We start from the raw sequence: 13037 nt of genomic DNA, 5'->3' as shown, positions 1-13037 counted from the left end.
GCCAGCCGGGACAGTTCCGGCGCGGGGCGTCCTGATCCCCTGTGAAAGGGCAGGAGGGTGCGCCGGATGACAGCCGCTGTTCGCCGGATGACGGCCCGCGCTGCCGGAATGGCATACGGTCGGCTTTTTCATGGGCCGCACAGAGGGGCCGCACAGAGGATTGTGTAATGACTGACCATAGACAGGTCCCGCCGGATCACGCCCCTGCGGTGCCGCGCCGGGCGCTGGCCATTCTGGTAACAGCGCTGGTGGCCAACGCCGTCGGCCATTCTTACGCCTTGATGGTCCTGCCGCCGCTGGGGCGTCAGATGGGGTTCGGCGATATCCGCACCGGCTGGCTGATCGGGCTGGCGGCGCTGCTGCTGACGGTCTCCGGCCCGGTGTGGGGCAGTGTCTGCGATCGCTGGGGGCGTCGTCTGGCCCTGATGACGGGGCTGGCTGCCGCTGCTGCCTTTGCTGCTGTTTTTGCCGGGGTTCTGGCCGGGCGGGGGACAGGGGCCCTGTCGGCGGGGCTGGCCTTTACGCTGCTGCTGTCTGCCCGTCTGGCACAGGCCCTGCTGACCGGCGGGTTGATGCCGGGGGCGCAGGCGTTCCTGGCCGACGCCACCACTGAACGGCGGCGCGCCAGCGGGATGGGGCTGATGGGGGCCTCGTTTGGGGCGGGGACCATTCTGGGCGGTGCCCTGTCGTGGGGGTTTGGGGCCAGCGGGGCAGGGACGGCGCTGCTGTTGATTGCCGGGGTGCAGGGGCTGGCGTTCCTGCTGCTGTTCCTGCTGCCGGTTTCCCGGGGGATGCCGCGTCTGCCGGGCGGGGGGATTGCCCCCCTGAGCCCGCGGCAGATCTGGCCCTTTCTGCTGACCACCTTTCTGGGGCTGGGGGCATATGGGCAGATGCAGCAGGTGATGGCCCTGCGGCTGCAGGACGGGTTCGACCTGCCGTTGCAGGATGCGGTCCAGCGGAGCGGAGCGGTGATGATGGCGACCATGATCGCGATGGTCATCACGCAGGGGGCGGTGGTCCGTCGGCTTGACTGGCCGCCCCTGCGCATGATCCGGGTCGGTGCCATCGGTGCCGGGCTTTGCCTGGCCGGGGTGGCGGTTGCCCCCGCGTTGCCGGTTCTGATGGTGGGGATGGTCGGCGTCGGGGCGATGCTGGGGCTGCTGATCCCCGGAAATCTGGCGGGCCTTAGCCTGCGGGCCGGGGGCGGGGCGCAGGCGCGGGCCGCCGGGTTGAATGCCATCGGGCAAGGGGTGGGGCTGGCCGTTGGTCCGGTGGTTGGGGCGACGATGCATCAACTGTCACCACAGGCGCCGTTTCTGTTGGCGGCCGTGCTGATGCTGACGATTGCGGGGCTGGCCTTCCGGCCCCGGCTGTTCGGCATCTGATGGTTTTTGTGCGCCGTCTGGGCGCAGGCGGGCAGGCGATTGCCGATAGTGGGGGCCGTTTCAGACAGGAGGTGTCCCCCATGGTCCGGTTCTCTTTCCGGCGGATAGTACTGCTTTCGGCGTCCTTGTTGCCCCTTGCCCCGGTTGCGGCTCAGGCCCAGAGCGCACCGGCCCAAAGCGCGCCAGTGACCGCACCGGTGACCGCACTGGCGCCGGTGCTGGTACAGGCCCGGCAGTGGCAGGAAGACGAAAAATCTCTTCCGGCCTCGGTTGCGGTAGTGCCGGCGGAGACGCTCACATCCCCGCTGTGGGACAGCATCGCCGCCATCGCCAAAGTCACCCCCAATGTGCAGATTGAGCAATCCACCGTACAGAGCCGGGTTGTGATCCGCGGGATGACGGCGGCGAACACCGCCCTGCAGGATCCGGTCGGCTATTTCGTCAATGATGTGGCACTGCCGCATGGGGCATTGCAGGCCCCCCGGCTGTTCGATACCGGGTCAATGGAAGTGCTGAAGGGCCCGCAGGGGACCCTGTATGGCCGCAATACCGAGGCGGGGGCGATCAAGGTCAACACGGCTGATCCGTCACGCACCCCGCGCGCCGGGGCCGAGGTCTCGGTGGGGTTCCGGGATGGGGCCACCGGCTGGTCACCGACCACGGTGGCGTCCGGTCAGGCATCGGCCCCGTTGAGCAACGACAGTGCCGCGTCGCTGGCCGTGCGGGGCGAAACCACTGACGGAGTACACCGCAACCGCTGGGACGGCAGTTCAACCGGCGGTGACCTTGACCGCTGGACCCTCTCCGGCGGGGTGTCGGCCTTTGCCGGGGATGATACGGATGTAACGCTCAAAAGCGTGGTGGAGCGGTCGGATCAGGGCAAGCAGCGCATGCGCTATATCAGCGGCGCTTTCACCACCCCGCGCTATGAAACCAACTACAATACGGGCTCATGGGACCGGGCCCTGACATCGGTGCAGTCCGCCAAGGTGGTGCATCAGGCCGGAGATCTGGAGCTGACCTCGGTCACCGGCTGGACCCATTATGACCGTGACTTTCTGATGGATCTGGATGGCTGGTCGGTGCAGAGCCTGCGCAACACGCTGGCCCATACCGATGATGCGGTCTCGCAGGAACTGCGCCTTGCCACCACCGACCCACAGGCGGATGTGCGCTGGCTTGGCGGGCTCTATACCTTCCGGGAATGGACGGACCTTGACTTCACCAGCGGCTCGGCCCTCAACCACCGGGAAACCACCATTGACCAGACCGGTGTGGCCGCCTTCGGGCAGGTGGAGGTCAGTCTGACGGACCGCCTGCGGGCCGGGCTGGGCAGCCGGGTGGAATGGATCGGGCAGGACGGGCAGCAGACCTATTCCACCGCCTCCAGCCGGGCGCTGTTCGACAGCTCGCAGGATACGGTCACGCTGCTGCCACGGGTCAGCCTGTCCTATGATGTCACCGCAGACAGTATGCTGTATGGCTCCTACGCCCGGGGCTATCTGCCCGGTGGCTACAATTATGGCAGTGCGGGCAGTGCCGATGCCTTCATGTATGACCCCGAATACAGCTGGACCGGCGAAGTCGGGCTGAAAAACAGCCTGCTGGATGACCGGCTCAGCACCCGGCTGGCGCTGTTCCATACCTCTACCCGCAATAAGCAGATTTTTGATCTGGTGCCGGGGGGAACCCAGCGGGTCAGTAACGCGGCCCGGGCCGAGATTTATGGGGCGGAAGCCTCGGCGGACGCTAAACTTGATGCCCGTTGGTCGCTGTTTGCGTCCGGCGGCTGGCAGCAGGCTGAGGCGACATCCTATCAGGCGTTGGTGCAGCAGGGGGCATCGCTGGTCAACACCGATCTGTCAGGCAAGGATCTGCCGATGGCGGCGTCTTTCACCTATGGTCTGGGGGTGCGGTATGACGGCACGGCGGGCGGCAGTGCGTCCGGCTGGTTCGGTCAGGCCAGCCTGAACGGATCGGGGCCGTTTTTCTTTGACAGTCTGAATGTGGCCAAGCAGTCGGCCTATCTTCTGGCCGATGCCGAGGCCGGGTACCGCTTTGGCAGCGTCGAGGTGGCGGTCTGGGGCAGCAATCTGCTGGATGAAAATGTTTACAGCCGGGCGGCGTCCACCCCTTCGGGCCTGATTGCCGAAGATGGGGATGGCCGTGAGCTGGGGCTGCGGATGAAGGCGTACTGGTAATGACCCCTGCTTCTTTATTTGATCTGGTTCAGGCCCCGGTCCGCTGGCAGGTCCTGAAAGCGGCGCTGGAGCTGGGGCTCGTCGATGTGCTGACCGAAGAACGGTCTGCAGAAGACGTCGCGCGCTGTCTGGGGCTGGACTGCCGCCGGACCGATGTGTTGCTGCACGCCATGGCCGCAGGCGGGCTGGCGGTTAAGACCGACGGGCGGTTCCGGCTGCAGCCGGATCTGGCCCCCTATCTGTGCCGTGACGGGCTGCGGTCGATGCGGGATCTGCTGTTGACCATCTGGCAGGTCCGGCATGCCGATGTGGCGGATCTGGTGCGCACCGGCAGCCGGGGGGAGGGGCCGGACATGGCCTCGGCTGCCTTCTGGGACCGGTCAGCGGACAGTCTGCGCGCCTTTCACCGTTCTATGGGGACCGACACCGCGCTGGCGCTGTTGCAGTCTCTGCCGGAATGGCCGCAGGTCCGGACTTTTCTTGATCTTGGCGCGGGGTCAGGCCGTCTGGCGCAGGCGGTTGCCGCTGCCGACCCGCAGCGGCGGGCAACGGTGCTGGATTTGCCGCCGATGGCCGAGCGGATTGTGGCCGACCTGCGCGGAACAGCCGAGGAAGGCCGCGTGCAGGTGATGGCCGGGGATTTCAACTCGGCCCCGCTGGGGGGCGGCTATGATCTGATCTGGGCCGCGATGACCCTGTATTTTGCCCGCGATCTGGGGGCGGTGCTGACCGCGGTGCGGCAGGCGCTGGCCCCGGGGGGAGTCTTTGTCAGTTTCCACGAAGGGTTAACCCCGGACCTGACCGGGCCGGAGATTCACGTGGTCGGGCGGCTGGTGCCTGCCCTGCGTGGGCAGGCCCGGTCGTTCCGGCAGGGCGAAATTGCGGCAGCCCTGCGGCAGTCGGGATTCACCCGGGTGGACAGCAGGCCGGTCGAAACCCCGTTTGGTCTGATGCAGGCGGATATCGCCCACGCGTCCTGACGGTGCGGTGAAAAGAGGCTGGAAAAGGAGATCTGCAGTACGGCTCTGGCCGGGGGCGATGACTTTCTCTATGGTCCCTGATCCGGGGTAGGGATATGTCCCCCCCGGGCAGGGGTATTTCCCCTCCCGGGCAGGGATATTTAAGGAAGAGATGTCATGGAGTCTGTTTCCGCTGATGCCCCCGGCCTGCTGCCGGCCCATGTCCAGCGCGGCAATATCTGGCGGCTGACGGTCGCGCAGGCTCTGGCCGGGGCCAATTCGGTGGTGGTCTATGCCACCGGGGCGATCATCGGTGCCACACTGGCCCCGGCCCCGGTGCTGGCAACCCTGCCGATTTCGCTGTTTGTCCTCGGCATGGCTGCCAGCATCCTGCCTGCGGGTCTTCTTGCCCGGCGGCACGGGCGGCGGGCTGCCTTCCAGATGGGGACCGGGGCCGGGGTGCTGACCGGCCTGCTGGCGATGGTCGCCGTAGTGCTGGGCTGGTTCTGGCTGTTCTGTCTGGCGACCTTCTGTGGCGGTGTCTATGCCGCCGTGGTGCTGTCCTTCCGGTTTGCCGCCGCGGATGGGGTCGCCCCCCGCCAGCGGCCACGGGCGCTGTCGTTTGTCATGGCGGGCGGGATTGCCGCCGGGGTGGTCGGGCCGCAGCTGGTTTCGTTGACGATGGATCTGTGGCCGGTCCACAGGTTTGCGGTAACGTTTCTGATGCAGGCGGTGGTGGCGGCCGTGGCCGGGGTGATCCTCTCCGGGGTCCGGGTGCCGCCGCCGTCGGCAGCGGAGCGGGCGGGCGGGCGGCCCCTGGCGGTGATCGTCGCGCAGCCCCGCTTTATCGTCGCCGCCGTCTGCGGCGCGGTGTCGTACATGCTGATGAACTTTCTGATGACGGCGGCCCCGCTGGCGATGCATCTCTGTGGTCTGCCGCAGACGTCTGCCAATCTGGGGCTGCAATGGCATGTGATTGCCATGTACGCCCCCAGCTTTGTCACCGGCCGCCTGATCATGCGCTTCGGTGCGGTGCGGATTGCGGTGATCGGACTGCTGCTGATCGGCGGGGCCTCGGCTGTCGGTCTGGGCGGCGAGACGGAACCGTATTTCTGGGCGATGCTGATCGTGCTGGGGCTGGGCTGGAACTTCGGCTTCCTCGGGGCGTCCGCGATGGTGCTGGACACTCACGCGCCGGAAGAGAAAACCCGGGTCCAGTCCCTGAATGACTTTATTGTGTTCGGGGTGATGGTTGCGGGGTCGTTTTCCTCCGGGGGAATCCTGTCGGCCTATGGCTGGCATTCCGTGCTGACGCTGTCGTTCCTACCGCTGGCGCTGGTTCTGGGGGTGCTGACAGTGCTGGGATTGCGCCGGATTTTTGCCTGACAGGGCGGCCCGGCGGCGGAATGTGCGATTTTTCAGCCCTTGACGGCGGTCCTGACCTCAGGGGGCTGGACCTGCGGGCCAACACCGGGAATCATGGGGGCGGTTTCTGTCCCTCAGGATCGCATCATGTCCCGCTTTTCCGCTTTCCGCCGTCTGGCCCTGCTGGCCGGTCTTCTGCCGGTTGCCGCCTGTACCTACACCGGGGATGACATCGGTAATCCGCTGGTGCGCAAGGCCCAGTGGTTTTCCGCCGTCGCCGGGGATGACATCCGGCAGGCCTGCCAGCCGGGGGCACCCGACCGCTTCCGCCTGACCTACAACGGTCAGTACGAACGCCAGATCCGGGTTTATGACGTTGACGCCGCCAGCCGCACCCTGACCGCCACCGTGTCAAAGCATAATGAACGGGTGCTGACCTTTACGCTGGATGATCCGCTGGCACCGTGGCGGGCGGAAAAGGTATCCACTCCGCTGGGGCAGAAACAGTATGGCGATCTGGTCGCGGCACTGACCGATGCCGGGCTGTTCGGCCCCCCGGCTGTCGGGCTGGAACTGCCGTCCCGCAGCTATTACTGGGTCGGGGCCTATTGCCGTGACGGGCGGTATGGTGTCACCGGCTGGCTGTATCCGTCGCCGCAGTTCAGCGAGCTGCGGTTCCCGGCCCTGCTGTCCGGTCTGGACATGACCGGTGTACCGGTGGCGCAGCCGGGTCCGGTGCCCCGGGACCTGGACCGCGAGCGGGCTGAACAGCGGGGAGAAGTGACGACCTTTACCCTGAAGATCGGTGAAAACGGTCTGGTCCGGTGACCTTCCGGCCCGGCCCCCCTCCCGGTCCTCCGGGCGGGAGCCGGGCAGCGATTCTTCCATACTCCCCCCGGCGACTCCGTCTGTCGCCGGGGGGATTTTTTATTTTAACGCTTTGATCCCTAACACCCTTTGGCTGTCTGCCCCGCTTTTTCACACGGTTTGCGGATATTTTTTCTGCCTATACCGACATTGCTTTGTATGCAATTCACACAAATAACCGTGAAATTGAGTGTATATTGAAAAATTAAACACAAAACCCTTGCGGAAAGGTCGGAGGCGCGCCTAATAATCTATTAGTTTATAGATTATATGTGCGCAGGCAATTGCCTGCCGGAGAGCGCCGATGACCCAGTCTTCCCTTCCTGTTCCGTCCCTGTGGGCTGCCACGGCGGCGGCGGCCCCGCAGACACCGGTTCTTGACGGGCATATCACTGTTGATGTTGCGGTGATCGGCGCCGGGTTTGCCGGTCTGTCGGCAGCGCTGCATGTGGCGGAAGCCGGGCGCAGTGTCGCGGTGCTGGAAGCGCAGGAGGTCGGGCACGGCGGGGCCGGGCGCAATAACGGGCAGGTGATCCCATCGCTGACCCGTTCAGACCCGGCGGATCTGCGCCGCCGTTTCGGGACAGAGCCGGGCAACCGTCTGGCCCGGCTGGTGGCCGGGTCGGCGGCATTTACCTTTGACCTGATCCGCCGTCACGGCATCGACGCGCAGGCCCGGCAGGACGGCTGGCTTCAGCCCGCCCATTCCCCCGGGCGGGCCGGGCTGTCACGCCGCCGTTATGAGCAGTGGAAAGAGCTGGGCTCCGACGTGGCCCTGCTGGACGGGGCACAGGTGCAGGATCTGACCGGTGCCACCGGGTATCATGCCGCGTGGCTGGCGCACGACGGCGGCCATGTTAACCCGCTGGGTCTGGCCCGGGGTCTGGCCGGGGCGGCGCTGACCGCCGGGGCGCAGGTTTATACCCGGTCTCCGGTGCTGACGGTGACGGCGCAGGGCGGTGGCTGGCGGCTGTCCACCCCGCAGGGCAGCGTGACGGCGGGCCGGGTGCTGGTGGCCACCGATTCCTATGCCGACGCCCTGTTCCCCGATCTCCGCCGCTCGATGGTGCCGGTGACGTTTTACCAGATTGCCACCGACCCGCTGCCGCCGGATCTTCTGGCGCAGGTGCTTGGCAAGGGCCATGCCCTGTCTGATACCCACGCTGATCTCTACTTCTTCCGCCCGACCGTCGATGGCCGCATCGTCAGCGGCGGGGCCCTGATCTCGCAGGTCAACTGGCAGCCCCGCCTTGACCGCCGGGTAGAACAGCGCCTGCGGGATGTCTTCCCGGCCTTTGCCGGGCGTGACATCCGCTTCGGCTACCGCTGGGAGGGTACGATTGCCTTCACCCCAGACTTTTTGCCGCATCTGCATGAGCTGGCCCCCGGCGTGGTCACCATCACCGGCTACAACGGCCGGGGGGTTGCGCTCGCCACCGCCAGCGGCCGGGTGCTGGCCCAGGCCGCCCTCGGCCATGGACTTGATGACCTTGATATTCCGCTGACACCGGTCCGTCCGGTGCCGTTTCAGGGGCTGGTACGCCGCTTTGCCGGTCTGGAACTGCTGCGCTACCGCCTGCGTGACCGCCGTGAGGTTTCTCTCTGATCATGACCACCATTCTCGAACAGCGCCGCATTGAGGCGGCTTTCGCCAAGAAGATTTATGACGTGCTGGAGGCCGACCTCGGCACCGAGACGGCCCGCCGTCTGCTGGGCAAGGCGGTGATCGACGCCGCCCGCGCCGCCGGGGCTGAGTTTGCCGACAAGGCCGGTGGCCCCACCGACCTGCTGGCATTCGCTGACCTGCTGTCGCTGTGGCAGAAGGACGACGCGCTGGCGATTGACTGGCTGACCGTCGAGCCGGGGGTGCTGGATTTCAACGTCACCCGTTGCCGCTACGCCGAAACCTACCGCGAGCTGGGGGTCGGCGAGATCGGGGACCTGCTGTCCTGCAACCGCGATGGCGAGTTCTGTACCGGCTATGACCCCCGGATGCAGCTGACCCGCACCCAGACCATCATGGGCGGGGCCAGTCACTGCGATTTCCGTTACACCCTGCCGAAGACGGACAACGCATCATGAGCCATATCCTCTCCGACGCCCTGACCGCCCGGATGCGCGGGTGGCGGCATCACCTGCACGCCCACCCGGAAACGGCTTTTGAGGAAGTGCAGACCGCCGCGCTGGTCGCCTCCGTCCTGCGTGAAAACGGCATCGAGGTGCATGAAGGCATTGGCCGCACCGGCGTTGTCGGGGTCATTCATGGGACGGCGGCTGGCCCGTGGCTGGGTCTGCGCGCCGATATGGATGCGCTGGATGTGCAGGAAGGCAATACCTTCAGCCACCGCTCGACCGTGCCGGGCAAGATGCACGCCTGCGGGCATGACGGCCATACCGCCATGCTGCTGGGGGCGGCGGTGCATCTGGCCGCCAACCGTGACTTTGCCGGTACCGTGGCGGTGATCTTCCAGCCCGCCGAGGAAAATGAAGGCGGTGGCCGGGCGATGGTCGAGGACGGTCTGTTCGACCGCTTCCCGATCGAGACCGTCTATGGTCTGCATAACTGGCCGGGGCTGGAGGCCGGGCGCTTTGCCATCCGGCCCGGCCCGATCATGGCGTCTTACGACATCTTCGAGATCACTCTGGACGGGCAGGGCGCGCATGCCGCCATGCCGCATCTGGGGCGGGATGCGCTGGTGGCCTCGGCACAGGTGGTGCTGGGATTACAGACCGTGGTGGCCCGCAGCGTCAGCCCGCTGGAATCCGCCGTGGTCAGCGTCACCCAGATCCATGGCGGCGATACCTGGAATGTCCTGCCGCAGCAGGCGGTGGTGCGCGGTACCGTCCGCACCTTCTCGCCGGAGGTGCAGGATCTGGTGGAGCGCCGGATCAGCGAAGTGGTGCAGGGCATTGCCGCCGCGCAGGGGGTGACTGCCACCGTGCGGTATGAGCGCCGCTACCCGCCGACCATCAACGCCGCCGCCAACGCCCGCCTTGCCGCCGATGTGGCGGCGCAGGTGGCCGGGGCTGACCGGGTGGATCTGGATCCCCAGCCGTCGATGGGGGCGGAGGATTTCGCCTTCATGCTGCAACGGCGCCCCGGGGCTTACATCTGGCTGGGGGCCGGGCCGGGCCGGTCGGGCTGCATGCTGCATAACCCCGGGTATGACTTTAACGACGAGATTCTGTCCATTGGGGCCGCGTATTGGGTGCAACTGGTGCGCACCGTGCTGGCTCCGGCGTCCTGATCTGCACCAACGACCGTTCTTTCGCACAAGGATCTGACCGATGACCCTGTCCCGCCGGGCGCTGCTGGCGTCTGTTTCCGCCGCGGCTGCCGTTGCCGCGCTGCCGAAGTTTGTTTTTGCCGCCGAAGAGCTGAAGAAGGGCGGTGTGCTGACCGTCCATCTGGCGTCGGAACAGCGGATCCTCAATCCGGCGCTGCGCGCCTCGACCGGGGTGTACATCATCACCGGCAAGATCGTTGAAGGCCTGCTGGATCTGGGGCCGGACGGCAAGCCGGTGCCGGTGCTGGCCACCGGCTGGACCGCCTCGCCCGATGGTAAGACCATCACCTTCACGCTGCGTGAAGGCGTGACCTGGCACGACGGCAAGCCCTTCACCTCGGCCGATGTGCAGTATAACGCGCTGGAGCTGTGGAAGAAGCATCTCAACTACGGCACCCAGCTTCAGGCCAATCTGGAGGCGGTCGACACCCCGGATGCCCATACCGCCGTGTTCCGCTATTCCCGCCCGATGCCGCTGGATCTGCTGCTGCGGGCACTGGTCGATCTGGGCTATGTGGTGCCGCGCCATCTGTATGAAGGCACCAACCCGCTGGAAAACCCGGCCAACACCGCGCCGGTCGGCACCGGCCCGTTCAAGTTTGTTGAATACCAGCGCGGCCAGTACATCGTCGCCGAGCGGTATGACGGCTACTGGCGCAAGGGCCTGCCGTATCTGGACCGGGTGGTGTGGCGCTTTATCACCGATAAGTCGGCGGCTGCGGCGGCGCTGGAGACCGGACAGGTACAGCTGTCGGCCTACAGCCAGATCTCGCTGGCGGATATCGACCGCCTGAAGAAAGACCCGCGCTTTGAGGTTTCCAGCCGGGGCAACGACGGCAACACCTTCAACAACACCATTGAATTCAATCACCGCCGCAAAGAGCTGGCCGATGTACGGGTCCGCCGGGCCATTGCCCATGCCATCGACGTTGATTTCTTCATCGAAAACTTCCTGTACGGCAACGGTAAGCGCGCCACCGGCCCGATTCCGTCTCTGTCCAAGGCGTTTTACCCCGGCGGCAGCTTCCCCTATGCGTTCGATACCAAAAAGGCCGACGCCCTGCTGGACGAGGCCGGGTATAAGCGCGGCGGTGACGGTACCCGCTTCAGCCTGAAGCTGGTGCCGGTGCTGAACGGCGAGGACGTGCCGCAGTTTGCCACCTTCATCCAGCAGTCGCTGGCCGAAGTCGGCATCAAGGTTGAGATCGTGCAGCTGGATATCGCCGGGGCCCTGTCGACCATCTACAAGGACTGGAACTTCGATCTGGCCACCGGCTGGCACCAGTACCGTGGCGATCCGGCGGTGTCGACCACCGTGTGGTTCCGCTCCGGCAGCCCCAAGGGGGCCCCGTGGACCAATCAGCACGGCTGGCAGTCGGAGAAGATCGACAGCCTGATCGACGCTGCGGCCACCGAGACCGACCCGGCCAAACGCCGGGCGCTGTACGCCGATTTCGTGGCGGAAGTGAACCGGGATCTGCCGATCTGGTTCGCGACGGAGCGTGAATTCATCTCGGTCACCAGCAAAGCGCTGAAAAACCACCACAATACCCCGCGCTGGCCGTCCAGCTCGTGGCACGACACGTCGTTCTGATCTGTGTAACAGCCGGGGCGCAGGCCGGGGACCGCTGAGGCGGTTTCCGGCCCGGCCCCGGCCCGGTTCCGGGATGTGACCATGGCTTTGTTGAGTTTTGCCCTGCGGCGTCTGGCGGTCAGTCTGCCCAGTCTGCTGCTGATCCTGATCGGGGTATTTGCCCTGCTGCAACTGGCGCCGGGGGATACGGTGGATGCCCTGCTGGCCCAGATGGGCGGCGGTGACCCGGTGCAGACCCAGCAGCTGCGGACCTTTTATGGGCTGGATGCCCCGGCGGCGGTGCAGCTTGGCCGCTACCTGTGGCGTCTGGTGCAGTTTGACCTCGGTTTTTCCGCCATTTACGGCAAGCCGGTGGCCGATGTGATTGCCGAACGCCTGTCGGTGACCCTGCTGCTGATGGTCGCGTCCCTGTGGTTTGCCGCTGTCGGCGGGGTGGTGCTGGGCATTATTGCCGCCCGCAAGGTCCACCGCTGGCAGGATGTGGTGATCTCCACCGTCGGTCTGCTGTTTTACGCCACCCCGGCCTTCTGGCTTGGCCTGATGGGGGTGGTGGTCTTTGCGATCAAACTCGGCTGGCTGCCCGCCGGTGGGTTTGAGGAGATCGGGTCGGGCAAGACCGGCCTGCTGCGGGCGCTGGATATTGCCCACCATCTGGTGCTGCCGACCCTGACGCTGGGGCTGATCTTTCTGTCGATCTATCTGCGCATCATGCGGGCGTCGATGCTGGAGGTGTCAACGCTGGACTTTGTCCGCACCGCCCGCGCCAAAGGGGTGCCGGACGGGGCGATTGTCACCCGCCACATCCTGCGCAATGCCCTGCTGCCGCTGGTGACGCTGGTCGGCCTGCATGCCGGGACCATGCTGGGCGGCGCGGTGGTGGTGGAAAGTGTGTTCACCCTGCCGGGGCTGGGGCGGCTGGCCTATGAGTCGGTGATCCAGCGCGATCTGAACACCCTGCTTGGCATTGTTTTCATTTCGGCGGTGCTGGTGATTGCCGTCAATTTTGTGGTCGATCTGCTCTATGCCCGTCTCGACCCGCGCATCCGCGTGAAAGGACACTGAGGTCATGGCCGCACTGAAACGTTATTTCCGCAGTCCGGCGGCGGTGCTGGGGCTGACGCTGCTGGTGGCGGTGGTGGTTCTGGCCCTCAGCGCCGACCTGCTGTTCCCGCGCAATCCGCTGGGGCTGGCCGGCCGGCCGCTGCAATGGCCGATGGATAACCCGCGCTTCTGGCTGGGGACGGACACCGCCGGGCGCGATATTGCCGCTCAGATTTTCCACGGGGCCCGGATGTCGCTGCTGATCGGGGTGGTGGCCACCTCTATCGCCATTGCGCTGGGCATTCTGGTCGGGGCGGTGTCCGGCTATTACGGCGGGG

The 13037-nt window shown here is 66.1% G+C and carries 10 protein-coding genes and 1 pseudogene; all 11 read left to right on the top strand.

Features of this window, described 5'->3' with window-relative positions:
• The first annotated feature begins 167 nt into the window (after positions 1 to 167).
• Positions 168 to 1385, top strand: coding sequence for an MFS transporter (locus G365_RS0119385; RefSeq protein WP_019647192.1), 1218 nt, complete (start codon positions 168 to 170; stop codon positions 1383 to 1385).
• Positions 1386 to 1465: 80 nt separating this feature from the next.
• A complete protein-coding gene (locus G365_RS0119380; protein WP_019647191.1) occupies positions 1466 to 3586 on the top strand; it encodes a TonB-dependent receptor in 2121 nt (706 codons plus the stop codon).
• Positions 3586 to 4566, top strand: coding sequence for a methyltransferase (locus G365_RS0119375; RefSeq protein WP_019647190.1), 981 nt, complete (start codon positions 3586 to 3588; stop codon positions 4564 to 4566). Before G365_RS0119380 ends, G365_RS0119375 begins: the two co-directional genes overlap by 1 nt.
• Before the next feature lie 156 nt (positions 4567 to 4722).
• A complete protein-coding gene (locus G365_RS0119370) occupies positions 4723 to 5931 on the top strand; it encodes an MFS transporter (RefSeq protein WP_019647189.1) in 1209 nt (402 codons plus the stop codon).
• A gap of 126 nt (positions 5932 to 6057) precedes the next feature.
• Positions 6058 to 6738, top strand: coding sequence for a hypothetical protein (locus G365_RS0119365; protein ID WP_019647188.1), 681 nt, complete (start codon positions 6058 to 6060; stop codon positions 6736 to 6738).
• 343 nt (positions 6739 to 7081) lie between these two features.
• The gene (locus G365_RS0119360) at positions 7082 to 8383 is read left to right on the top strand and encodes an NAD(P)/FAD-dependent oxidoreductase (RefSeq protein WP_019647187.1); all 1302 of its coding nucleotides are present in this window, start codon (positions 7082 to 7084) and stop codon (positions 8381 to 8383) included.
• Positions 8384 to 8385: 2 nt separating this feature from the next.
• Positions 8386 to 8859 (top strand): L-2-amino-thiazoline-4-carboxylic acid hydrolase, encoded by a 474-nt coding sequence (locus G365_RS0119355; RefSeq protein ID WP_019647186.1) that lies wholly within the window; start codon positions 8386 to 8388, stop codon positions 8857 to 8859.
• Positions 8856 to 10025, top strand: coding sequence for a M20 aminoacylase family protein (locus tag G365_RS0119350; protein ID WP_019647185.1), 1170 nt, complete (start codon positions 8856 to 8858; stop codon positions 10023 to 10025). The genes G365_RS0119355 and G365_RS0119350 overlap by 4 nt, the downstream gene beginning before the upstream one ends.
• 40 nt (positions 10026 to 10065) lie before the next feature.
• Positions 10066 to 11658 (top strand): ABC transporter substrate-binding protein, encoded by a 1593-nt coding sequence (locus tag G365_RS0119345; protein ID WP_019647184.1) that lies wholly within the window; start codon positions 10066 to 10068, stop codon positions 11656 to 11658.
• 81 nt (positions 11659 to 11739) lie between these two features.
• Positions 11740 to 12720: an ABC transporter permease gene (locus G365_RS0119335; protein ID WP_019647183.1), complete on the top strand. Its 981-nt coding sequence runs from the start codon at positions 11740 to 11742 to the stop codon at positions 12718 to 12720.
• Positions 12721 to 12724: 4 nt separating this feature from the next.
• Positions 12725 to 13037: pseudogene (locus G365_RS0119330) on the top strand (ABC transporter permease); the annotation flags it as partial.

The sequence above is a fragment of the Novispirillum itersonii subsp. itersonii ATCC 12639 genome, assembly GCF_000381985.1.
Classification (GTDB): Bacteria; Pseudomonadota; Alphaproteobacteria; order Rhodospirillales; family Rhodospirillaceae; genus Novispirillum; species Novispirillum itersonii.
This window is presented reverse-complemented; position numbering and strand designations above follow the sequence as displayed.

Excerpts from the sequence above, each read along its gene's own strand:
- G365_RS0119375 (WP_019647190.1), top strand. The coding sequence starts at position 3,586 with ATGACCCCTGCTTCTTTATTTGATCTGGTTCAGGCCCCGGTCCGCTGG.
- G365_RS0119350 (WP_019647185.1), top strand. The coding sequence starts at position 8,856 with ATGAGCCATATCCTCTCCGACGCCCTGACCGCCCGGATGCGCGGGTGG.
- G365_RS0119360 (WP_019647187.1), top strand. The coding sequence starts at position 7,082 with ATGACCCAGTCTTCCCTTCCTGTTCCGTCCCTGTGGGCTGCCACGGCG.
- G365_RS0119335 (WP_019647183.1), top strand. The coding sequence starts at position 11,740 with ATGGCTTTGTTGAGTTTTGCCCTGCGGCGTCTGGCGGTCAGTCTGCCC.
- G365_RS0119365 (WP_019647188.1), top strand. The coding sequence starts at position 6,058 with ATGTCCCGCTTTTCCGCTTTCCGCCGTCTGGCCCTGCTGGCCGGTCTT.
- G365_RS0119385 (WP_019647192.1), top strand. The coding sequence starts at position 168 with ATGACTGACCATAGACAGGTCCCGCCGGATCACGCCCCTGCGGTGCCG.
- G365_RS0119380 (WP_019647191.1), top strand. The coding sequence starts at position 1,466 with ATGGTCCGGTTCTCTTTCCGGCGGATAGTACTGCTTTCGGCGTCCTTG.
- G365_RS0119355 (WP_019647186.1), top strand. The coding sequence starts at position 8,386 with ATGACCACCATTCTCGAACAGCGCCGCATTGAGGCGGCTTTCGCCAAG.
- G365_RS0119345 (WP_019647184.1), top strand. The coding sequence starts at position 10,066 with ATGACCCTGTCCCGCCGGGCGCTGCTGGCGTCTGTTTCCGCCGCGGCT.
- G365_RS0119370 (WP_019647189.1), top strand. The coding sequence starts at position 4,723 with ATGGAGTCTGTTTCCGCTGATGCCCCCGGCCTGCTGCCGGCCCATGTC.